General features: G+C 65.5%; 17 protein-coding genes, 1 tRNA gene and 1 pseudogene. 12 read left to right on the forward strand and 7 right to left on the reverse strand.

What is annotated here, in order from left to right; translation table 11 throughout:
• Nucleotides 1–11 precede the first annotated feature (11 nt).
• Nucleotides 12–1,964 carry an acetate--CoA ligase gene (gene acs / locus ASE87_RS02035; protein WP_056225541.1) on the reverse strand — a complete coding sequence of 651 codons (1,953 nt, stop codon included), beginning with the start codon at nt 1,962–1,964 and terminating at the stop codon, nt 12–14.
• A gap of 865 nt (nt 1,965–2,829) precedes the next feature.
• Here acs and ASE87_RS15990 point away from each other — a divergent pair.
• A complete protein-coding gene (locus ASE87_RS15990) occupies nt 2,830–3,561 on the forward strand; it encodes a hypothetical protein (protein ID WP_157489637.1) in 732 nt (243 codons plus the stop codon).
• 345 nt (nt 3,562–3,906) lie between these two features.
• Nucleotides 3,907–4,206 (forward strand): annotated as a pseudogene (locus ASE87_RS16885) (hypothetical protein); the annotation flags it as partial.
• Between the two features lie 81 nt (nt 4,207–4,287).
• Here ASE87_RS16885 and ASE87_RS15995 read toward each other — a convergent pair.
• The gene (locus tag ASE87_RS15995; protein WP_157489638.1) at nt 4,288–4,545 is read right to left on the reverse strand and encodes a hypothetical protein; all 258 of its coding nucleotides are present in this window, start codon (nt 4,543–4,545) and stop codon (nt 4,288–4,290) included.
• Here ASE87_RS15995 and ASE87_RS02040 point away from each other — a divergent pair.
• On the forward strand, nt 4,544–4,900 hold the full coding sequence (locus ASE87_RS02040) for a hypothetical protein (protein ID WP_157489639.1): 357 nt from the start codon (nt 4,544–4,546) through the stop codon (nt 4,898–4,900). The genes ASE87_RS15995 and ASE87_RS02040 overlap by 2 nt on opposite strands.
• 253 nt (nt 4,901–5,153) lie before the next feature.
• Here ASE87_RS02040 and ASE87_RS16000 read toward each other — a convergent pair whose 3' ends face one another.
• From ASE87_RS16000 to ASE87_RS02055, 5 genes are read right to left on the reverse strand one after another with little or no spacing between them, the layout of a single operon-like run.
• A complete protein-coding gene (locus ASE87_RS16000; protein ID WP_157489640.1) occupies nt 5,154–5,705 on the reverse strand; it encodes a hypothetical protein in 552 nt (183 codons plus the stop codon).
• Nucleotides 5,702–6,250, reverse strand: coding sequence for a hypothetical protein (locus ASE87_RS02045; RefSeq protein WP_157489641.1), 549 nt, complete (start codon nt 6,248–6,250; stop codon nt 5,702–5,704). Before ASE87_RS02045 ends, ASE87_RS16000 begins: the two co-directional genes overlap by 4 nt.
• A 17-nt stretch (nt 6,251–6,267) precedes the next feature.
• On the reverse strand, nt 6,268–8,511 hold the full coding sequence (locus ASE87_RS02050) for a type III restriction endonuclease subunit R (protein ID WP_235472163.1): 2,244 nt from the start codon (nt 8,509–8,511) through the stop codon (nt 6,268–6,270).
• Nucleotides 8,508–8,819: a hypothetical protein gene (locus ASE87_RS16565; RefSeq protein WP_235472164.1), complete on the reverse strand. Its 312-nt coding sequence runs from the start codon at nt 8,817–8,819 to the stop codon at nt 8,508–8,510. Before ASE87_RS16565 ends, ASE87_RS02050 begins: the two co-directional genes overlap by 4 nt.
• Nucleotides 8,819–10,924, reverse strand: a complete 2,106-nt coding sequence (locus ASE87_RS02055) for a site-specific DNA-methyltransferase (RefSeq protein WP_056225549.1) — start codon at nt 10,922–10,924, stop codon at nt 8,819–8,821. The genes ASE87_RS16565 and ASE87_RS02055 overlap by 1 nt, the downstream gene beginning before the upstream one ends.
• Before the next feature lie 552 nt (nt 10,925–11,476).
• Between ASE87_RS02055 and ASE87_RS16005 the strand changes: the two genes are divergently transcribed.
• The 9 genes from ASE87_RS16005 (at nt 11,477) to ASE87_RS02105 (ending at nt 20,931) form a co-directional block, all read left to right on the forward strand.
• Nucleotides 11,477–12,790 carry a hypothetical protein gene (locus ASE87_RS16005; RefSeq protein WP_157489642.1) on the forward strand — a complete coding sequence of 438 codons (1,314 nt, stop codon included), beginning with the start codon at nt 11,477–11,479 and terminating at the stop codon, nt 12,788–12,790.
• 282 nt (nt 12,791–13,072) lie between these two features.
• The gene (locus ASE87_RS02070; RefSeq protein ID WP_157489643.1) at nt 13,073–13,318 is read left to right on the forward strand and encodes a hypothetical protein; all 246 of its coding nucleotides are present in this window, start codon (nt 13,073–13,075) and stop codon (nt 13,316–13,318) included.
• 31 nt (nt 13,319–13,349) lie between these two features.
• On the forward strand, nt 13,350–13,730 hold the full coding sequence (locus ASE87_RS02075; RefSeq protein ID WP_056225561.1) for an Rv3654c family TadE-like protein: 381 nt from the start codon (nt 13,350–13,352) through the stop codon (nt 13,728–13,730).
• A 159-nt stretch (nt 13,731–13,889) separates the two neighbouring features.
• Nucleotides 13,890–16,841, forward strand: coding sequence for a type I DNA topoisomerase (gene topA / locus ASE87_RS02080; RefSeq protein ID WP_056225563.1), 2,952 nt, complete (start codon nt 13,890–13,892; stop codon nt 16,839–16,841).
• A gap of 40 nt (nt 16,842–16,881) precedes the next feature.
• Nucleotides 16,882–18,030 (forward strand): DNA polymerase III subunit delta', encoded by a 1,149-nt coding sequence (locus ASE87_RS02085; RefSeq protein ID WP_056225566.1) that lies wholly within the window; start codon nt 16,882–16,884, stop codon nt 18,028–18,030.
• Nucleotides 18,031–18,146: 116 nt separating this feature from the next.
• Nucleotides 18,147–18,809 (forward strand): TetR/AcrR family transcriptional regulator, encoded by a 663-nt coding sequence (locus ASE87_RS16445; RefSeq protein ID WP_052505220.1) that lies wholly within the window; start codon nt 18,147–18,149, stop codon nt 18,807–18,809.
• Nucleotides 18,810–18,866: 57 nt separating this feature from the next.
• A tRNA-Thr gene (locus tag ASE87_RS02095) sits at nt 18,867–18,942 on the forward strand.
• Nucleotides 18,943–19,151: 209 nt separating this feature from the next.
• Nucleotides 19,152–19,880 carry a hypothetical protein gene (locus tag ASE87_RS02100; protein WP_157489644.1) on the forward strand — a complete coding sequence of 243 codons (729 nt, stop codon included), beginning with the start codon at nt 19,152–19,154 and terminating at the stop codon, nt 19,878–19,880.
• Between the two features lie 67 nt (nt 19,881–19,947).
• Nucleotides 19,948–20,931: a Gfo/Idh/MocA family protein gene (locus tag ASE87_RS02105; protein ID WP_043594796.1), complete on the forward strand. Its 984-nt coding sequence runs from the start codon at nt 19,948–19,950 to the stop codon at nt 20,929–20,931.
• Nucleotides 20,932–20,949 lie beyond the last annotated feature (18 nt).

Here is a 20,949-nt window from a genome sequence, read left to right on the forward strand (position 1 = left end):
TCGTGCCGGGGTCAGCGCATCTCGGCGGTGATCACCGACATGACCGACGTGTCCGCCAGCGTGGTCGTGTCGCCGACCTCGCGGCCCTCCGCCACGTCCCTCAGCAGGCGGCGCATGATCTTGCCCGAGCGCGTCTTCGGCAGCTCGTCGACGAGCACGACGGTGCGCGGACGCGCGATCGCGCCGATCTGGTGGGCGACGTGCGCACGCAACGCGGCCACCGCCTCCTCGGGTGTCTGCGTGGTCTTCGCCTTGTTCCTCAGGATGACGAACGCCACCACCGCCTGACCGGTGGTCTCGTCGGCCGCACCGACGACCGCGGACTCGGCGACGATCGGATGCGACACCAGGGCCGACTCGATCTCGGCGGTCGACAGGCGGTGACCCGAGACGTTCATCACGTCGTCGACGCGGCCCAGCAGCCAGATGTCGCCGTCCTCGTCGCGGCGGGCGCCGTCTCCGGCGAAGTAGCGGTCGCCGAACCGGCTCCAGTACGTCTCGACGTAGCGGTCGTGATCGCCCCAGATGCCTCGCAGCATCGACGGCCAGGGCTCGGAGACGACCAACAGGCCGCTCTTGCCGTTCGCCACCGGAGTGCCGTGGTCGTCCACCACGTCCACCGAGATGCCCGGCAGGGGGGTCTGGGCCGACCCGGGTTTGGTGGTCGTGACGCCCGGCAGCGGCGAGATCATCTGCGCGCCCGTCTCGGTCTGCCACCACGTGTCGACGATGGGCGTGCGGCCGGCGCCGATCACCTCGCGGAACCACAGCCAGGCCTCCGGGTTGATCGGCTCGCCCACCGACCCGAGGAGGCGCAACGACGTCAGGTCGCGGGCCCCCGGGATCTCCCTGCCGGACTTCATGAAGCCCCGGATGGCCGTGGGCGCGGTGTAGAAGATCGTCACGCCGTACTTCTCGACGAGGTCCCACCAGCGGCCCGGCGCAGGGAAGTCGGGGGTGCCCTCGTAGAGCACCTGCGTCGCGCCGTTGGCCAGCGGGCCGTAGACGACGTAGCTGTGCCCGGTGATCCACCCGACGTCCGCCGTGCACCAGTAGACGTCGGTCTCGGGGTGCAGGTCGAAGACGACGGAGTGGCTGTAGGCGACCTGGGTGAGGTAGCCGCCCGAGGTGTGCAGGATGCCCTTGGGCTTCCCGGTCGTGCCGCTCGTGTAGAGGATGAAGAGCGGGTGCTCGGCCTCGAAGGGTTCGGCGACGTGCTCGTCGGCAACGGTCTCGATCGCGTCGTGCCACCAGACGTCGCGGCCGTCGGTCCACTCGACGTCGTTGCCGCCCCGCCGGACGACGAGGACGTGCTCGACCGTGGAGTCGCCGTCCACCGCCAGGGCCTCGTCGACGGCGGCCTTGAGGGGGGAGACCGCCCCCTTGCGCCAGCCGCCGTCCGCCGTGACGACCAGGCGGGCTCCGGCGTCGTCGATGCGCGCCCGCAGGCTCTCGGCGCTGAAGCCGCCGAAGACGACGGAGTGGACGGCTCCGATCCGGGCCACGGCCAGCATGGTGACCACGGCCTCGGGGATCTGCGGCAGGTAGACGACGACGCGGTCCCCGGCCCGCACGCCGAGCGACAGCAGCAGGTTCGCCGCGCGCTTGACCTCGTGGGTCAGTTCGGCGTAGGTCAGCGAGCGGGCGTCGCCGGGCTCGCCCTCCCAGTGCAGCGCGACGCGATCACCGTGTCCGGCCTCGACATGCCGGTCCAGGCAGTTGTAGGCGACGTTGAGCGTGCCGTCGGCGAACCATCGGGCGAAGGGCGCGTCCGACCAGTCGAGCGTCTCGGTCGGGACCCGGGACCAGGTGAGCCGTTCGCGGGCCTGGTCGCCCCAGAAGGCGAGGCGGTCGGCAGCGGCTCGTCCGGCGAGGTCGGAGCCGGCGACGGCCGTCCGGACGAAGTCGGCGGGCGGGGCGAAGGTGCGTCCTTCGGTGGGCTGGTCGTCGGTGCCGTCGAGCATCGGAAGTCCTCTCGCGTCGTTGCGTGAACCGCGGCACGGAGCCGCGCCGACGACCTTACTCCGCAGGCGACGCCGGGCAGGGGTGGACGACACGCCTGGCAGGAGCGCACGGCGTGGTGTTCCCGGAGCGTTCTGGGGTACAGTGAGCGAGTCGGATTCAATTCCGACGTGCGTCGCGCTGATTCCCCCCAATCGCCCGACGCACGTGGCGGCACCGGTTCCCCCCAACCGGTGCCGCCCCTCTCTTTTAACCCGGTGCTCGCCCGGGTGGTCGGTCGGCTCGTCCCCAACGGCGGCGACGGACGATTCGTCCCCACGCTGCTCCACCGATCTGTCTGTTCCGGTCGGGCCCTCCCTACGGTCGGGACCATGTCCTACGCGCCTCCGGTCGGCACCGCCCGTCACCCCTCCCTCACCCTCGATCACCCCCCTTCTCGCTTCGCCCTGCCTCCTGCGGCGGCGCTCGGTACCATCCGGGGTACAGAAGCCCGTTTCGGGGTACAGGCACGGCTCAGCCGACACGAGCGTTCCGCGTTCGGCCCCCTGGGACGCCTCCTCGACGATCCGGCCGTCACCGACGTGTTCGTGACCGGCGGAGTGGGCGTCTGGGTCGATCGGGGTGACGGGGCCGAGCCCGAGACGAGCCTCCATCTCTCGGAGGCCTCGGCGCGGCAGGTGGCCGTGCGACTGGTCGCGCTCGGGGGACGACAGGTTGGAGAAACCCCGTGGGCCGTACCGTCGTCAATCCTGCGAGTCCATGTGGCTTCCGCTACTGGCCGTGGTTCTTCTTGGTTAATGGCTCGAATGCAAGTGCTTGGGTTCGACTAGGTTGCAGATTAAAGTGTGATTGACCTTGGGGGATGACTTGGAAGAAATCAATAAGGACCGACTTGAAGCCTTTGGGTCCGCAACGCTGGAGGCTGTCGTGTCCGCAATTCCTATCATTGGCGGGCCCCTGTCTGTATACACAAACAGGGCGCTTGGCTCGGCCTTCGAGAGGCGACAAACCAAGATCGTTGGCGAGCTACGAGACGATCTCACGCGCCTCGAAAAATCTGCGCTTGTTAGGTTCGATGCCGCATTGGCTGAATCTGACTGCTTCCAGGCCGCTGTGACGCGGACCTTTCGTCAACTGCTTGAGAGCGATTCAGACGCAAAGCGAAAACTGCTTCGCAACGCCCTACTGAATCGGATATTAGATTTTCCCGACGCCAATAGATATGAGCGCGCCCTTGAGGCATGCGAAGCAGACGACATTCGTGTCCTGGCAGCTGCGGACGAGATCACGGACGTCGGTGACCATGTGCAAGCAAGGGTGACTCTCATGAACCATCTGGAGAAACATTTCCAAGACCGTAACGAACCAGTTCCCACCGGGATGTACGATCGCACCCGCATCCTGGTTGGACTAGGGCTCATTGATGAGAGTCAGAAGTCAGAACTGAAGGAAAGACAGGCTGGTCACCCCTGGGCTAACCAACGGGAACCAGAAAACTTCGTGTCTAATCGAAGGTTGCAGTCCGTGTCGTCTCTTGGCCGGGGCTTTCTGGACTTTATCCGCGATCCGCTTGAGTCCTCTTCTGCGGATACTAAGTGAGCCTAAGTTAGGCGGCTCCGCGGTCCTGCGAGCGATTTCGGGTACTAAGCGGAGCTGTATCGTGACGCTCAATCGCGTGATGCTCAGTTCGCGAGCATGGTCACAGGGGAACTGGTGCCCAACAAACTGAACGTCGGAACTCGTCGTGCTGGCAATCTTGTTGACTTTGACCCGGACATACCTGGAGTCAGCATCAATTTGGAGCGCTCCGAGCGGGGCATCAGTCTGGAAATCTCGTGGTCGGCCATCGCCAGTCCATATGCGTCTTGGTTCTTGCACGAGGAGATCTAGACGGGCCTCACCGAAAGCGCGACGTCCCGAAGGTCCTGTCTTTCAGACTCCCGCGGGTCACTCCTTCTCGTTGACTGCTGGCCTCTGGGCTCCCATACAAACTTGGTTACGGGAACCGGCCGTGTCTGGGCCAAATGCGCCGTGATGGGCGTCTCGGATGAGATCGACTTCCGTCTCGTGAACGGACTCCGTACTCAAATTTCAGGCCTGCATGCATGGCTCGGGGTCTGCAGTGTTTCCGATGGACACACGGCCCCATGGATAAGAAACATCAATCCAAAGTTCTGGGGCAGAATGAGCTCATGCTCGAGTTCTTACAAGTACCGAACTGCCCAGCCTGTCTCCACCCGATGACCATGTCTGAGGGTGGCGCGGATTGCTCATGGGTTTGCTTCAGAGAAGACCCACAAAAAATAGCTCCACAGCTCTCGGCTCTTAGAGGTTCTTCTTGAGGGCTTTGGAGACCCAGGGCGCACCCTTCACGTTTTGTAATTTATCGAAGTCTTCTGTTTCTCCCGTGAGTATGACGTGAACGCCTACCTCTCTTAGAAGTGTCAACAGTGCCTGGCATTCCAGGTGGGCATTCCCTTGAAATGCATCCATACCTTGGCTCTTCGCCAACGCCCAAGAAGCCTTGACGCTTTCTTCTGAGGCATTGCTAGCCATTGCGGCTCTCGTATAGAGATCGCCCATGTCGATCGTCCACTGGGCTCGGCTTTCACGGCCTGACGCCCCTGATTTGCTCGCCGCTCGGGCCGGAGAGATCGACGTCGCGGTTCTGCCTGCGCAGCGCGGCGAGTTGTTGGGGCGCGAGAGCGCCATTGCATCCCTACTCGCCTCGGGCAAGTTGAGCCCTCAATCTGCCGAGGAGGCGCTAGACGCCGTGGCCTCAGACCTGCAAGTCCTCAATGATCGGATCGCCCTAGCCGTGAGACAGGGCCCGCTGGCGGACCTTGTGAGCGCCGGAGACGTGCGTGCTTGGTGGGAGGGCACCACTCTCGCCCGACGGCGGGCTGTGATCGACGCGCTAATGACAGTTGAGATCTGACCGGTCGGCTCTGGGCTTCGCGTGACGACGCTAGAGGCCGTGGCCGACCGTAGGCGTCAGCTGGCAGATGTGGTTGATGCTCGCCCTTGAACGGATCGACCATGGCCCCCACTCCTCACACGCGTCGACTCCAGACAACCCATGCGCCAGGATTGCCGCTCCCTGTCGGCTCCGGCTACGAAAGAACTTGGAAGATCAATTCTGCGTGGATTCGCTTTACCCCATTCGCAGAGCCGGCCGAACCGGCCGACCCTTACAGATCAAGCGTCGTACGGGTTCGCCAATCAGTGATGAATCTGCTCGCGAGCGCTCTAGAAGATGCTCTGCCCTGGCCTTCTTCGCGGAACATGTCCACGATAGATTTATGGAAAATACGTTGCCAAGCCGACTCGAAGCCCGTTGACGGCAGTTCCACAAGAATTCGAGGCTGCCTACCGGTGCTCATGAAAGTCGAACCGACATCGCCTTCGAGCAAGTACATGCTTCTCGCCCGAAGTATGTTGTCGATTGCACCGGCGAACTTGGGGAGCTGAAACTCGATCAAAAACTCCGTAGCGACCGGGCGCTCGAACTTGAGTTGAAGGCGCACTACGTCCCACTTTCCCAGCGAGGTGGCCCATTGCGATTTGCAGTCACCGGCGAATGTGTGTTCGTGTGCACGGATCAGTTCTGTGATCTCAGGGTGATTCGTAGCATCAACCATGATTACAGGAATCAGCCTTCCACCAGCCGTGTCAAAACTGGCAATGGCTGCGGAACTGGTGGCCGGTACGACCCGATCTCGTGGGAAACGCTGCACTTTCATGATGCAGGCGTCCTGGCATAAATTATCTCGACGGGAATCTCACTTTTGTTTTCAAAAGTATCAATGAAGATAGCCACGAAGTCTCGCGGCTTCCGCCCCTCGAGGAGTCCGGCCGCAGCGAAGAACCTCACGTCGCCTTCGAGACTCGTCCCCGCAGCGATGGTCGCGGGGAGGCTGAGCGCACCTTCAGCATCGAGGCTAGGGACACGCAGCGAGACGAGTGTGGCGTCAACCATGTATCGGATTTCCAACTCACCGGACGTGATCGCGTTACTAGCTTCCGTTGGGTTCTTTGCTCTGATGCGGAAGGTGTATTCGGTGCCGAGGTCCGTGGTGATTGACGAGCTCTCCAGGTAAGCGATCACGACTTTGGGCTGACGACGCGCCTCCTGTCGCCTCGTCGCGTTAAGGGAGCGAATCGCCGTGATAAGACCGCCAAGGGCAATTGCTGAAGTGACCAAGGACCAGCCAAGCGCGACAACGCTGACCTTGAGGGAGGGCTCGGCCCCGAAAAACCAGTCGACCGGATTGAACCCAGGATTCATGTGCATCACTCCTTGATTCAATAAGCGACAGCAGCGTTGTCGTACGCGAACCTGGCATCCGACTCGGACAGAGCCTTCGAGCGCACCTCCGCGAGCTTGAAGTCGAGCACGCGGAGCTCGCCATCGATCCGCGAGATCGACTCGATTCTGTGGAACCGATCTCCGTAGACTTCGGCGAACCTCGCCATACCGTGCAGCTTCCAAACCGCGTCAGGCAGCCATGAGCCGTGCGGGTCGACGATGCTCGCGCGCACGCCGGAATCGGTGTTGACGAAGAACAGAAAGTCCGGTCGCAGAGTACGCCATTCACCGTGCCGGTCTTGGTAGGCGATGCTCATTGAGTCGCGACCACCCGTCGGATTCCGATACCAGGCGAGCACGTCTCCATGCCCGATCTCTGTGTCGATGACCTCGACTTCGTCCGGATTGAGCTTGCCGACGGGGAACATGCCCTCTTCATCCGCTAGCAAATGCAGCGGCCGACGCTCGAGCAATTGCTCTGACTCGCCGGCAGCACGCTTCGTCTCTTCCTGGCGGTTCTTCGGCAGAGCCATCGACATGAGCTGAGGGTCGGTGCTCATGGCCGTTATCTCGGCGTAGAGGCTCTGCCTGGACTCGGACAGCGATTTGATAGCGACACGGTACTGGTTCAGCCAGTCTGCTGCGATCGCGTCGGCCTCGGCGTCCAGCGCGGGGCGCGTCTGCGGCAGCATCGCGAGAGCGGCGACCTTGACGTGAGCGTCGCGCAAGGCGTCCTCGTCATCGGCGTCGCTGGTCAAGAGGTCGATGTAGGTCCGAGCGACGTCGGGCGTGATTGTCCGCGCACCGCTTCGGTAGGAGTCCTGAATAGCTCTATCGTCCGCGACCTCGGTGAATACGCCGTCCGCGCGGGTCCCGTACCTCGCCGAACTGTGAAGCGTCGTGCCCGCGACAGTCAGGACGTCCTCCATGGCCTTGACCATGTCCTTCGAGTACTGAGCTGCCACGCCATTCAACACGCCGTGAAGGCGTTCGTGAGCGAGCTTGCCTGCGTTAGCGAGGAGCTTGTCAGCAGCCAGCGCGTGCGCCAGCGAAGTGACTCTCTTGATGGGGTTGGCATGCTTACGAGGCAGTGTCTCCGCAGGTAGCGTACTGAAGACAGTCCAGACCTCGTCCGGCACGACGGCATTTGGCGTCATCAGCTTCGGGTCGATGAGCACGCGCTGGCCGGTGTCCCCGCCGCCCGTCAGGTCGTTACCCATGATCTTCTCGATCACGAGGCTGGCAGTGGCCTTATTGAACTTTGGCAAAATGCACTCGACGCTATTCAGCAGGTCGTCACCCTCGATGCGCCGAGCGAGCGGAGTGCGGATCATCCGGCCGAGGAGCTGCGCGATGTGCGTCTCATCCTTTGCGGGGCGGAACGAGACCATCACCTCGGCGCGCGGGCAGTCCCAGCCCGTGCTAATGGCATCCTTGGCGAGCAGCACCCGGACATAGGTAGCGTCCTGCACGCGCTCCGGCGAGATGTACGGCACGCTGTGGGCACCGAATGACTGTGGAGAGTGATCTCCAAATACGTGCGCCACTGCGTCGGATTCAAGCTCGGGCCACTCGTCGCGGATCACGTCGATGGCGGAGGCGACCTCGTCGGGGGCGGGCTTGTTCGGCACCTGAAGCACCATCAGCGGCTTGATCGCCTCGTCGCCCTGTTCAGCGGCGTAGGCAGCCCACGCTACGGACAAGGCCTTGACCTTACGGACGCCTCGCCGCAGCAGGACCGTGTTAAAGTCCCCCGTCTCAGCTGGGAAATCGAGGACAATGTCGTCCTTGAGAAGGCCCGATTCCTGGATGCGTACAGGGTCGACCTGGACGGTCCCCAAATGCACGCGGTTCGACTGGACCTCGGCAGCAGCCATTGCTTCCTCGAAGCGAGTTACTGTGGCCGAAACGCCCCACACAATCGGTACCGGTGGCACACCGCCGTGGCCGTTAATGAGCCGCTTCACGATGGTTGGCGTCTCGACCGGACGCTTGCCCATGCCCTTATGTGCCTCGTCTAGGACCATGTACAGCGTGAGCCCCTGGTCCTCAATCGTATTCCGCAGGGTGTCCCAGAAAGTAAACGGCAGCGAGTCGGGGTGCGATGACATGCCATCGAGGGTGTTCGAGTTGTCGTGGCCGCGCACAAGAAGGCTGTTCTTTGAAAGTTTCGACGTGTTGAGAAAGTAAACGTGCCCGGCTAGCAGCTTCGGGTACCGGAACGGGTGCTCGACCGTCACGAGACGGTTTCGGAGCCGGTCTGAGGCCTGCTCCAACCGATGTCGCGTCTGCTGGTTAAGTGATGGATCGTCACTGAACCAAAGCACCACGCGCCTGGGTCTGGCTCCACGCTGTAGTCATCGTTGCCCCAGAACAACGCCTCGATCACCGCTGCCGCCATGACAGTTTTCCCCGCGCCCATGGTGGCGGTCAGAGCAACTGACGAGACGCGTTTGCTGGCGCTGCGGTAGAAGTCTCTTGCGGCCGAGAGCTCGCGAAGCGTATCGCCGACGGCATCGCCCTGGTAATCCTTCAGTGTGTAGCGCATCAGAGGTCACCCATGTTTTCGCAGTTCCGCAGATAGTCCTCGTATAGACGGACTGTTTCGAGCCCGCGGAGCTCATCCGCGACTTGCTGGTACCGGCCTTCATCATCGGTGACGATGAAAGCGATACGGAGATCCTTCGCGCCCCTGAGAGCCCTCGCGAACTCAGCAGCTTGATCTAGGTCCCTGAGGACGCCATACGTTTCAGCGACCGCCCATCCTCCCGAGAGGCTGTCGATGCGCGCACCTTGCGCACCAGCTCGCAACCAAAGCATCGGAGCGATCGCAGCGAATGCTCTGTCGTTGGAAACCATCCAGGGGGACTCATACGTGAGAGTGAAGAATGCAGCGTTCTCCTCGAACCCGTCGGACATGGGGAACTCGTCGACAAACTTGTAGTCGCCCTTGATAGGTGCATCAAGAGTCGTATTGCCACTTATTGCGGCAGTGATGCGCGGTTTCGTAATGAACTCGCAGATGCCGAGACGTTCCCATTCGGGGTCGCCAGGACGCAATTGACTCAATCGGAGTGATGATTGCTCACCCGCCGAAACCTCATTGTTGGTCACTGAGATGCACTGACGGCGGCCCCCGTCCTGCCTATTCAGACGCATTACTGCATGGGCCGTTGTGCCGGACCCTGCAAAGAAGTCGAGAACGACTGCTTCAGGTTTCGCGTCTACGAAGAAGCGCAACGCGTCCTCGACTGCGTAAAGCGATTTTGGGAACGGAAACTTGCGATCAGGCATCATCGCGCTGAGCAGATTGGACCCATTTCGCGAAGAGTCATGCGCGGGAATTCTCCATGCGGAGCTAGGAACGATGGAGCGGAACTCAGTGCTAGATATGATCGACCCGTCGGGGCGGCGGCCTGAGATCTCATAGGTGCCGTCAAGTACCTTCTTTTGCTCTCCCGACTTGAGATACGACAAGGACATTCCTCGGTCTGAGAAGCGGCCTAGACGGACGTAACCGTCAGAATATGCACTCAGCAATTTGTCTTGGGAGATCTGCCAATTTCCCTCGGTTCCGTCTCGCCGCATAGGCCAGATGGCCCTCGACCCGTCTGGTGGCTGCACGTCTCCGCGATCGACGCTCAGTTGCGGCGATTCCCCAGCGCCTATCAGTCGCAGCCCGTCTTCGGATACGAAGATTGGGTAGAAAAGATTGGGGCGATCAACCCGTCGAGCATTCGTTCCTGTTCGGATCAACATCGACCAGAGCATTCGTGTCGTTCTCGTATCGCCGGGATTCAAGCGCCATTCGTCGCCAAGAGGCAATGCGGAGACGCGCGAGCCGCCAAACTGGACAAAGAACAGGTACTCATCCGTCCGGGAGAAGCTGCCGGGGCGCGTAACGCCCGCGGGGTTGATTACAGCGGAGATCATGGTGATTCGAGCCTCAGGAAACGTCTGCTCCAGGAGCAGACCAAGTCGCAAGTACTCCTTCTCGTCGATCGTGACGATCAGAACCGAGTCGTCCGGCTTCAGTAGTTGTTTCGCGATCCTAAGTCGGCGCTCCATGAACGCCAGCCACTTCGAGTGACGGTAGAGGTCGTCGCCCTCGACGTAGTCGTTGTTGTACTTCCAGTCTCGGGATCCTGTGTTGTAAGGCGGGTCGATATAGATTGCGTCCACAGCGTGTTCATGAGTGAAGGTGAGCTGTTCCAAGACATGGAAGTTTTCCCCGTTGATAACGGTGTGAAACGGCTTGTCCGCGCCCCGCTCGACGCTGCCGTCCGGGCGCAGACCTGGGTAGATCCGGTCGCGGAACTCAGCGACGAGCACGAGGTCGTCGACCGGGACAGTGGCCGTCTCCGGTTCGGCGGCGTCGAGGAGGGAAATCACCGCGACGTCCGCGGTGACGGACTCGACCTTCCACAACCGCTGGTCACCACGCGTGGTCGAGCGTCGGGGAGGAAGTCTGCGGACCTTGCTTGTCTTGCGAATCGCGTGGCCCGGCAACTCAACAGCCTCGGGCGCGTGACGCTCAAAGTTCAGCCCGAAGGGAAGGCGCTTCTGGAGCGGCTTGAGCTCTTCTTCGAGATCGGCACCGAGCTGCGGGTCTAGCTGCTTTGCAGCACGCAGAAGGTCTGTAAGCCGCGACATCGCATCCCCCTATTTTCATTAGGCCAGAGCCCACCTCTCCACACAACAGCGGGGCGCGAGCTCTGCCGAAATCCTACCGAGCGAGAGTTCGGCGCGCCAAAGGCGCTTGGCTGGGGGCTGCACTGTCCGCTCGGCTCGCCGCAGGATGAGCTCTGTGGATGCCGTTGCTTGGGCGCGTGCCATCGACGACGTGCCTGAGCGCCAGCACCAGACGCTTTGCGCTTGAATCGAGCCCGGGGACGTCGCTGCTCAGGGCGACGGCTAAGCGCCGAGCATCGCGGACTTCACCGGGGCTACCAAGGCGAGTGGGCCGTGTTCCGCGACTACGCCTTGAATCTCACGGAAGACGCGGGCCTCCTAATCGAGGTCCCCCCGAAAAAAGTCGGACCATTTGGTTCGGTTCGAGGGGTTGATCTGCGCGAGCCGCGGGGGCTGCCTATTTCCCTTTAGGCGCGCCCGCCTGAATGGACAGGTTGCGCGCGCGTTTCACGGCGACGCCGGAACAGATTCGGCGGCTTCAAGGCGTGTCAAGCACGCGCGTAGGCTTACAGCATGATCGACGGCGGGGACGACGCACCAGACCTGAATTTCGAGCAAATGCCTCTCTTTAGCGCCTTCATAACTGACGCGAATGGGAGGCGCTTGGCAACAGCGTTCATGCTGCGAGTGCGAGTGGGTGAACGCCCTTGGAGCGACTACTACTCCCACCTTTACCTCGTGACGGCGCTGCATGCCATTTATGACAAAGGGAATGGGCTGTATCGGACGGGGCTGTTTGTAGAGTTTCCGTGGATGGAGGAGCAAGGCCTGAGCAGGCAATCTCTGGACCCCTTGAAGTGGTCCTTTTTGCGTCCCGGGGATCTGCCTAAAGGTGAATCTGGTCTTGATCTCGCGATTGCGTCATTTACGGGTTCAGGGTTCACTGGGCTTCAATTCGGGCGATCGGCGCGCGCGGTCGACGAGAACAATTGTGCGTTTGGACTAGATCGACGCTTACTCGGCGCCGAAACTGTCGCCGTTGGGTTGCTGACACAGCATCCCGGTGGCCCTGGCCATATCGAGCCCCTCCTTCGGTTTGGGCGCGTAGCAGCCGTCCCCCAGGCTCCAGTGTTGACCGCATTCGGGTTGACGCATGTACTGCTTGTGGAGTCTTCGGCCGATGCCGGCATGAGCGGTGCCCCTGTATTCGTCAATCGTCACGGCGAATGGATGCTCTTGGGCATTCATGTCGGTCACTTCACTTCCGCGCAGGTCGCTTCTGGAGAGCCAGGTCGGGTTCGCTTCGAGACTCATTCGTCAATCGGCATCGTGATCCCTGGTGAGCGTCTAATCGACGACCTCGCGCACGTTGATTCGCTAGCCTCCGTACGCAGTGACGTTGATGCGGAGATCGAGAAGTTCCCATGGAGGTTCGTTGACCGACGCCACAGGGAGTTGCGGGGGGTTGTGTTCAGTGAGCGTTACTTCAACGACATGTCGGACTATGAGGAGTCATCAGGCTCTGTCTGGGACTACCTTTGCTACTCGCCCGATGGCTTCGACGACCTATTCACCACAGGGAGCGAATCTCTCGAATGGACGACCGAGACTGCACGACCGCTTGCAGAGGCGGGTCAGACTGCTGCCGAGCTAGAAAAAGTTTTGGGCCCGATCGCCTGGGATCAGAAGCAAGCGCGGTTGTGGCGCGGCCTCGTGAACTCTCTTGGGGGCGGGCAGGTCGACCTTTTCCTCGACGAACAGGGTCGCGTCCAGGTGTTCCGCTTGTGCCCTCGTTGCACTCAGCTCGACGATCTAGTCCTGGATGGCTTGCGGGTGAGATTTCCTGGACTCAATATCGTTGACCTCCAGTCCGGTGACAGCGTTTAGTATCTCTAATATAGGAGGACGTCCCGGCTAAGTATGCTTTAGGGCGACCACACCGGCGGCCGTTGGCTTCGCTGGCCTGCGCGTAGCGTTTGAAAGATCGGACAAGATGCGGGGCATGCTTTCCGACCTGGCCCGATCAGCCCAGAGCGTCGGATGATCGCTGTCGTGACGACAAGGGTCTGTGGGCGTCTCGTCCTTCTGACCCGTCCGGTCCGTCTCGTCCGTCGACTTAACGGCCAGAGGGGAAGCGCAACGGTCGAGTTTGCGACGAACGTGTCCGCCGTGGTCCTGGTCCTGGTCCCCACGCTCGTCATTGCGAACTTTGGCGTCACCTCGCAGTCGGTCCCCCTCGCGGTCGCCGTGGCCGTGGTGGCACGGCAGACCGCCCGGGGCGATCGCGGCTCGGTCGGGGCGACCCTGGCGCGGCTCGCGCCGGGCGCCGCGATGTCCGAGTCCGTCGGCGCCGACCTCGTCTGCGTCGACCTCCGCCGGGAGGTGCGGGTCGGCCCTTCGGCGAGGTCACATTGACCTCCCGCAGCTGCGCGCCGACGGCCGGGCGATGACCGTCCGCCACGTCCTGGCGAGCGACCGCGGCAGCTCGAGCGTCCTGTCGGCCGCCGGCCTCGTGACGATCACGGTCCTCGCCGTCGCGCTCGTCGGATCGCACTCGGCCCTCGCCGTCCGGTCACGCACGGCCGGGGCAGCCGACGCCTCTGCGCTCGCCGCGGCCGACGCCCTGTCGGGGCTCGCCACCGGCGCGGTCTGCGACCGGGCCGCCGCGACCGCGAAGGCGAACGACGTCGCGCTCTCGGCCTGCGTCGTCGCGGGCGCGGAGGTCACGGTCGAGGTCTCCACGGCCCTCGGTCCCCTCGTCGTCAGGGCCCGGGCGACGGCCGGTCCACCGCCCGCGACGGCCCCGCCCCGGGGCGGTGGTCCGTGAAGAGAGCCCGAGCGTCGGGTGTGTATGGTGTGGCTGTCGGCTGCACGGCTCCCGACGTTCCTCGGGGTCGGTGGGAGCGATCGAGCACCCCGTCCTCGCCCTGCAGCCCCTCGCCCGGTCCGTCGGACCGGGTCGCCGCACCACCACCCAAGGAGTCCCGTGCCAGGCACGAAGAAACTGGTCATCGTCGAGTCGCCCGCCAAGGCCAAGACGATCGGGCAGTACCTCGGCGACGGATACGAGGTGCTGGCCTCCGTCGGCCACATCCGCGACCTCGTCGAGCCCAAGAACCTCCCGGCCGAGCTGAAGAAGGGGTCGATGGGCAAGTTCTCCGTCGACGTCGAGAACGGATTCGAGCCCTACTACGTCGTCTCGGACGCCAAGAAGAAGACGGTCTCCGACCTCAAGCGCGCCCTGAAGAACGCCGACGAGCTCTACCTCGCGACAGACGAGGACCGCGAGGGCGAGGCCATCGCGTGGCACCTCCTGCAAGAGCTCAAACCCAAGGTGCCGGTCAAGCGCATGGTGTTCCACGAGATCACCAAGGACGCCATCCAGAAGGCGCAAGAGAACACGCGTGACCTCGACACCGCCCTCGTCGACGCGCAAGAGACCCGCCGCATCCTCGACCGCCTCTACGGCTACGAGGTCTCGCCCGTGCTGTGGCGCAAGGTCGGACCGGGGCTGTCCGCCGGGCGCGTCCAGTCGGCCGCGACGCGTCTCGTCGTGGACCGCGAACGCGAACGCCTCGCGTTCGTCTCCGCGTCCTACTGGGACCTCACCGCGACCTTCGAGCCCGTCGCGGCCGAGGGCGAGGCGAGGGTCGCCTTCGGGTCGCGCCTCGTCCGCGTCAACGGGGGACGAGTCGCCGCCGGTCGCGACTTCGACGACCGGGGTCGACTGAAGGGCGAGGCCGTCGCGCTCGACGAGGCGGCGTCGCGGGCACTCGCCGAGGCGTTGAGCTCGTCCGACGTCGAGATCGTCGTCGGGTCGGTCGACTCGAAGCCCTACACCCGTCGTCCGGCTGCCCCCTTCACGACGTCGACCCTCCAACAAGAGGCGGCGCGCAAGCTGCGGTTCTCCGCGCGGCAGACCATGAGCGTCGCGCAGTCGCTCTACGAGAACGGCCACATCACCTACATGCGCACCGACTCGCCGGCGCTGTCCCAGCAGGCGATCGGTGCGGCACGCAGCCAGGCGGCCAAGCTCTACGGGTCCGACACGGTTCCCGACAAGCCGCGGCTGTACACGGGCAAGAGCAAGAACGCCCAAGAGGCCCACGAGGCCATCCGCCCGTCGGGTGACACCTTCAAGACCCCCTCCGAGATGCAGAACGTCCTGCGGGGCAACGACTGGAAGCTCTACGACCTCATCTGGAAGCGCACGGTCGCCTCGCAGATGGCGGACGCCAAGGGATCGACCGCCTCGGTCGTCGTGGCGGCGACCACCTCGGGGACGGTCGAGGGCATCGCCCCGCGTGCCGCCACCGGGACGCTCGCCGAGTTCGCCGCGTCCGGCACGGTGATCACGTTCCGCGGGTTCCTCAACGCCTACGAAGAGGGTCGCGACGAGGACCGCCACGGCGCGGCCGAACCCGCCGAGGCCAAGCTGCCCCCGCTGACCGCCGGTCAGGCACTCGGCCTCGACGAGGTCGAGGCGAAGGGGCACGACACGTCGGCCCCGCCGCGCTACACCGAGGCGAGCCTGGTCAAGACCCTCGAAGAGCTCGGCATCGGACGGCCCTCGACCTACGCCGCCATCATGTCGACCATCGTCGACCGCGGCTACGTGACGCCGCGCGGCACGGCCCTCGTCCCGAACTGGATCGCGTTCTCGGTGGTCCGTCTGCTCGAGGACTACTTCGCCGACCTGGTCGAATACGACTTCACGGCCAGCATGGAGGACGACCTCGACCTCATCGCCGGCGGCGACGCCGACCGCGTGGACTGGTTGAACGGTTTCTACTTCGGCAACGAGTCGCACCGTGGTCTCCGCAAGGTCATCGACAACCTGGGCGAGATCGACGCGCGCGACATCAACTCCATCGTGCTCGCCGACGGCGTGACCCTGCGCATCGGTCGCTACGGTCCCTACCTCGAGGCGCCGGGCGACGACCCCGAGACGCCCCGTCGGGTGAACGTGCCCGAAGACCTCGCTCCCGACGAGTTGACCGCCGAGAAGGCGCGCGAGCTGATCGACGCCCCCGTCGTCGGCGACCGTGTGCTGGGGCTCAACCCCGAGACGGGCAAGGAGGTCATCGCGAAGGACGGCCGCTTCGGCCCGTACGTCACCGAGCGGACCCCCGAGTCGCCGTCCGACGAGATCGTGGCCGACCCGGCGACGGGCGAGGTGACCGAGCCGGCGGCTACCACGACGACCACGACGGGGGCGAAGAAGGCTCCGGCGAAGAAGGCCCCCGCCAAGAAGGCCGCCGCTCCGAAAGAACGCACGGCGTCGCTCTTCAAGAGCATGGGGGTCGACACGGTCGACCTCGACACGGCGCTGCGACTGCTCGACCTGCCCCGCACCGTCGGCACCGACCCCGAGAGCGGCGACGAGATCCAGGCGCAGAACGGGCGCTACGGTCCCTATCTCAAGAAGGGGACCGACACCCGGTCGTTGACGAGCGAGGACCAGATCTTCGAGATCGACCTGCCCGGGGCGCTCGAGCTCTACGCCCAGCCGAAGTACGGCGCCCGCAAGGCCAGCAGTGCCCTGAAAGAGTTCGAGGCCGATCCGGTCAGCGGCAAGCCCATCAAGGTGAAGGACGGGCGGTTCGGCGCGTACGTCACCGACGGCGAGACGAACGCCACGATCCCGCGCGGTGAGACGGTGGAAGAGGTCGACTTCGATCGCGCCGTCCAGTTGCTCGCCGACAAGCGGGCCAAGGGGCCGGCCAAGCCCAAGACGGCTGCGAAGAAGGCACCGGCCAAGAAGGCGCCCGCCAAGAAGGCGAGCACCACCAAGGCGCCGGCCAAGAAGGCGACGACCGCGAAGGCGACCACCACGAAGGCGTCGACGACGGCTGTCAAGAAGACGCCGGCGAAGAAGGCTCCTGCCGCCAAGGCTCCTGCGGCGACGGCGACGGCGCCGGAGGCCACGGCCGAGTGAACGGCGCGGTCGGTCCCCGAGCCGAGGGTGCACGCTGACCATGCCCCTCTGGGAACACCTCACGGGTCAGCCCGATGCCATCGAGGCGTTGACCGCGGCGGCCTCCACGCAGCCCGGCAACGCCTCGATGACCCACTCGTGGCTCATCACCGGGCCGCCCGGCTCGGGCCGCTCGAACCTGGCCTACGCCTTCGCGGCCGCGCTGCTCTCACGAGAACCGGCCGACGAGGAGGCCACCCTCCGGCAGGTCGCCGCGAGGTCGCACCCCGACCTCGCGGTGCTCAGCACGGAACGCATCATCATCACGATCGACGAGGTCCGGTCGCTGGTCGCGGCGAGCCAGTTCTCGCCGTCGGTGGGTCGCTACCGGGTGGTCGTCATCGAGGACGCCGACCGCATGACCGAGCGCACCTCGAACCTCTTGCTGAAGGCGCTCGAAGAGCCGCCGCCCCGGACGGTCTGGCTGTTGTGCGCCCCGAGCGAGGCCGACCTCATCCCCACGATCCGCTCCCGCGTCCGCAGCGTGCGCCTCCGCATGCCCGCCGTGGGTGACGTCGCCGCGCTCCTCGAGAACCGCGACGGCGTCGACCCCGACATCGCGCTCGTGGCGGCCCGCGAGGCCCAGAGCCACATCGGCATGGCGCGGCGCCTGGCACTCGACGCCTCGGCGAGGTCGCGACGTCGTCAGACCCTCGAGACCGCCCTGGGCATCCGCAGCGTCTCGGACGCCGTCATCGCGGCGGCCACCCTGCTCGCGGTCGCGGGCGACGACGCGAAGGCGATCACGGAAGAGCGCGACGCCGAAGAACGGGCGAGTGCGTTGCGGTCGCTGGGCGTCGAGCCGGGCGGCACCGTGCCCCCGGCGCTGCGCAGCCAGCTGCGTGCCCTCGAGGACGACCAGAAGCGCCGGGCGACCCGGAGCCTCCGCGATGGGATCGACCGCATCATGGTCGACCTCCTCTCGCTGTACCGCGACGTCCTGTTGCTGCAGCTCGGGGTCGACGAGCAGCCCATCAACGAGGCCATCCGGGCGCAGCTCGACGCCGCGGCGGCCGCCTCCAGCCCGGCCGCTACCCTGGCCGTGCTCGACGCGATCGCCCTGGCCCGTCGCCGCATCGAGGCCAACGTGTCGCCGGCCATGGCTCTCGAGGCCATGCTGGTCGTCGTCAGTCGTCACGCCACCCGCTGACCGGCGCGCGCGGCACCGCCACGAGCACCCGTGGCGCGCGCGGCAGCCCCACGAGCACCGGGGCGGCGAGCGGGCCGTCCACCCCTTTCCCCGGGTGCATGCGCGATGATGGCCTGATGAGCGACCCGAACGCCGCCCCCGGCCTGCGCGAGCGCAAGCGTCTGGCCACCCGACGAGCGATCCAGGTCGCCGTCCTCGACCTCATCGTCGAACACGGGCTCGACGCGGTGACGGTCGACATGGTCAGCCGCCGGGCCGACGTCTCGCCGCGGACCTTCTTCAACTACTTCCCGTCCAAAGAAGAGGCCGTGGTCGGCGATCCGCCGGCGCTGCCCGACGGTCGCGACCTCGAGCGGTTCGTGGCCCAGCGCGACGAGCCCGTGTTGTCGAGCCTCATCCAGCTGTTGACGCACGCCGTCGAGTCGGCGACGGTCGATCGAGAACTGGTCGTGCTGCGCCGCCGGGTGCTCCGGGCGCACCCCGACCTGCTGGCCCGTCGCATCGCGTCGACGCGGGTCTTCGAGGAGCGCCTCACGACCGTCGTCGCTCAGCGCATGGCAGCCGACGCCGGGGTGGCGGACGACGCCGTCGACGCCTCGTTGCTCAGCCGCGCGCACCTGGTGTCGCTGGTCAGCATCGCCACCCTCCGCCACGCCTGGGCCGAGTGGATCGACGACGACGACGTGGACCACCTCAGCGACATGCGGTACAGCCTGCGCGCCCGCATGGAGGCCAGCTTCGTCGAGCTCGGTCGCCTCGTGACACGTGAGGTCCGCTGATCCTGTACAGTATCTAATCGTGCCGCGAGGCACGGGCAACCGGCCGAGGTCGGTCCCGCCGCTTTAGCTCAGTCGGTAGAGCGTCTCACTCGTAATGAGAAGGTCATCAGTTCGATTCTGATAAGCGGCTCCACCACAGCCCCGGGTCACGACGACCCGGGGCTGTTCGCATCCGTCGGCCGCGCCGAGGGCGTGCCGGCCTGAGGCCCCCGTCCCGCTCCCTGCGCCCCCAGTAGTGGTGAGCGCGTCGCCGGGTTGTACCCCGATCGGCCCACGGGCCTCGTCCCGTCGCCCTACGGTCGATCTGCGACGCCCACCGCTCGCCGGAAGGAGGTGGCCCGCATGCCCCTCCGAGTGATCTGCACCGCTCTGCTCGCCGCCGTCCTGGCGGGCATCCTCCTCGTGGTCTGGGCCGGAGGCGACTCCTCGGCCCTCGCGACGGCCGGCGTGGCCGACGGGCCGACGACGGTGGTCCTCGCGAGCGGCGACCCCGGACCCGAGGTCGGCCCCGCGGCCGAGGACGCAGGAGGCGCGGGGTGCGTCGACGACGCCACCAGCGCCTCCGTCCCCTCGCCCGCGCAGCCCGGCACCGACTCCCTGAGCGGCGCGACGGGGGCCCCCGACGCGGCGAGCGGCGCGACGGGCACGACCGCCGCCGACCTCGACGCGTTCCGAACGGCCTACGAGGAGCATCGTGAGGCGGCGTGCCTCGGGCTGCTGCCGGCCGCGAACGTGCGTCACGACGCGTGCCTCGAGCAGTACCTCTTCTGGGTCGCCGGCGACCCGAGCCCCGATCCGTTGAGCGCCTGGGGGCACAAGGGCGAGGTGGTCCGGAGTGACGGGGTGCCCCCGGTCGGCTGCGACGGCAACCTCGCGGGCGGCACCGCGACCACGGGCGACGTCGCCGCCGCCAAGTGGTGGGCCTCGGCCCCGCACCGCTCGGCCGTCTACCGACCGGACTTCCGCGGAGACCTCGCCCACGCCTGCGTCGGGTTCGCCGCGGTGCACGGGGGAGCGCCGGACGACAGTCCGGACTTCGTCCGCTCGGCCAGTCGCTGGTACGCCTGCTGACCGGAGAGGTGGCACGGGCCTCGAACCGGAGGGCCTCGCCGACGGCGGTGGCTGGTAGACAGTCCGCATGACACTTCGATGGGGAATCCTCGGCGCCGGCGGCATCGCCTCCACCTTCACCTCCGACCTGCAGGGTGCAGGGCTGACCGTCTCGGCCGTCGGGTCGCGCGACCTGGCCAAGGCGCGCGAGTTCGCCGACCGTGCCGGGGTCCCGGGGGCGCACGGCAGCTACGACGACCTGGTCGCCGACCCCGAGGTCGACGTGGTCTACGTCGCCACGCCGCACCCGTTCCACGCCGAGAACGCCCTGCTGGCCATCGCGGCCGGCAAGCACGTCCTCGTCGAGAAGGCCTTCACCGTGAACGCCGCCGAGGCCGAGCGGGTCCACGCGGCCGCTCGCGAGGCCGGCGTGGTCGTCCTCGAGGCGATGTGGACGCGGTACACGCCGCAGAGCGCGCGGCTGCGCGAGGTCGTGCGCTCCGGCGTCATCGGCGAGGTGCGCCTCCTGACGGCCGTGCACGTCCAGTCGCTGCCCACCGATCCCCGCCACCGCATCAACGACCCGGCGCTCGGTGGCGGGGCCCTGCTCGACCTCGGGGTGTACCCGGTGTCGTTCGCGGACGACCTGCTCGGGGCGCCCTCGACGGTCTCGGCCGCCGCCACGCTCAGCGACCAGGGCGTCGACGCCCGCGTCGCGATCCAGCTCGGTCACGCGTCGGGTGCGACGGCCCAGCTGTACGCCGCGCTCGACACCTCGGGCCGCAACACGGCGACGCTGCTCGGCACCGCCGGCCGCATCGACGTCGACGACACCTTCTACGCGCCGGGCGGCTTCACCGTGCGCGACTCGGACGACGCCGTGGTCGAGCGCTTCGACGCCGACGAGGGCGGTCTGCGCGGCATGCACCACCAGGCGCTCGAGCTCGAACGGGTCGTCGCGGCGGGCGAGCGTGAGAGTCCGTTGCTGACCGCTGCCGACGGTGTCGGTGTCATGCGCACGATGGACGAGGTCCGTCGACAGATCGGCGTGCGGTACCCCTCCGAGGGATGACGTCGGCGCGAGGCTCCG

It is taken from the genome of Frigoribacterium sp. Leaf44 (assembly GCF_001421865.1).
Taxonomy (GTDB): Bacteria; Actinomycetota; Actinomycetes; order Actinomycetales; family Microbacteriaceae; genus Frigoribacterium.

Coding starts and splice junctions, on each gene's coding strand:
- ASE87_RS02055 (WP_056225549.1), bottom strand. CDS start 10,924: ATGTCGCGGCTTACAGACCTTCTGCGTGCTGCAAAGCAGCTAGACCCG.
- ASE87_RS02045 (WP_157489641.1), bottom strand. CDS start 6,250: ATGAATCCTGGGTTCAATCCGGTCGACTGGTTTTTCGGGGCCGAGCCC.
- ASE87_RS16005 (WP_157489642.1), top strand. CDS start 11,477: ATGATCGACGGCGGGGACGACGCACCAGACCTGAATTTCGAGCAAATG.
- acs (WP_056225541.1), bottom strand. CDS start 1,964: ATGCTCGACGGCACCGACGACCAGCCCACCGAAGGACGCACCTTCGCC.
- ASE87_RS16565 (WP_235472164.1), bottom strand. CDS start 8,819: ATGCGCTACACACTGAAGGATTACCAGGGCGATGCCGTCGGCGATACG.
- ASE87_RS02075 (WP_056225561.1), top strand. CDS start 13,350: ATGACCGTCCGCCACGTCCTGGCGAGCGACCGCGGCAGCTCGAGCGTC.
- ASE87_RS15995 (WP_157489638.1), bottom strand. CDS start 4,545: ATGGGCGATCTCTATACGAGAGCCGCAATGGCTAGCAATGCCTCAGAA.
- ASE87_RS02105 (WP_043594796.1), top strand. CDS start 19,948: ATGACACTTCGATGGGGAATCCTCGGCGCCGGCGGCATCGCCTCCACC.
- ASE87_RS16445 (WP_052505220.1), top strand. CDS start 18,147: ATGAGCGACCCGAACGCCGCCCCCGGCCTGCGCGAGCGCAAGCGTCTG.
- ASE87_RS02040 (WP_157489639.1), top strand. CDS start 4,544: ATGTCGATCGTCCACTGGGCTCGGCTTTCACGGCCTGACGCCCCTGAT.
- ASE87_RS02100 (WP_157489644.1), top strand. CDS start 19,152: ATGCCCCTCCGAGTGATCTGCACCGCTCTGCTCGCCGCCGTCCTGGCG.
- ASE87_RS16000 (WP_157489640.1), bottom strand. CDS start 5,705: ATGAAAGTGCAGCGTTTCCCACGAGATCGGGTCGTACCGGCCACCAGT.
- ASE87_RS02085 (WP_056225566.1), top strand. CDS start 16,882: ATGCCCCTCTGGGAACACCTCACGGGTCAGCCCGATGCCATCGAGGCG.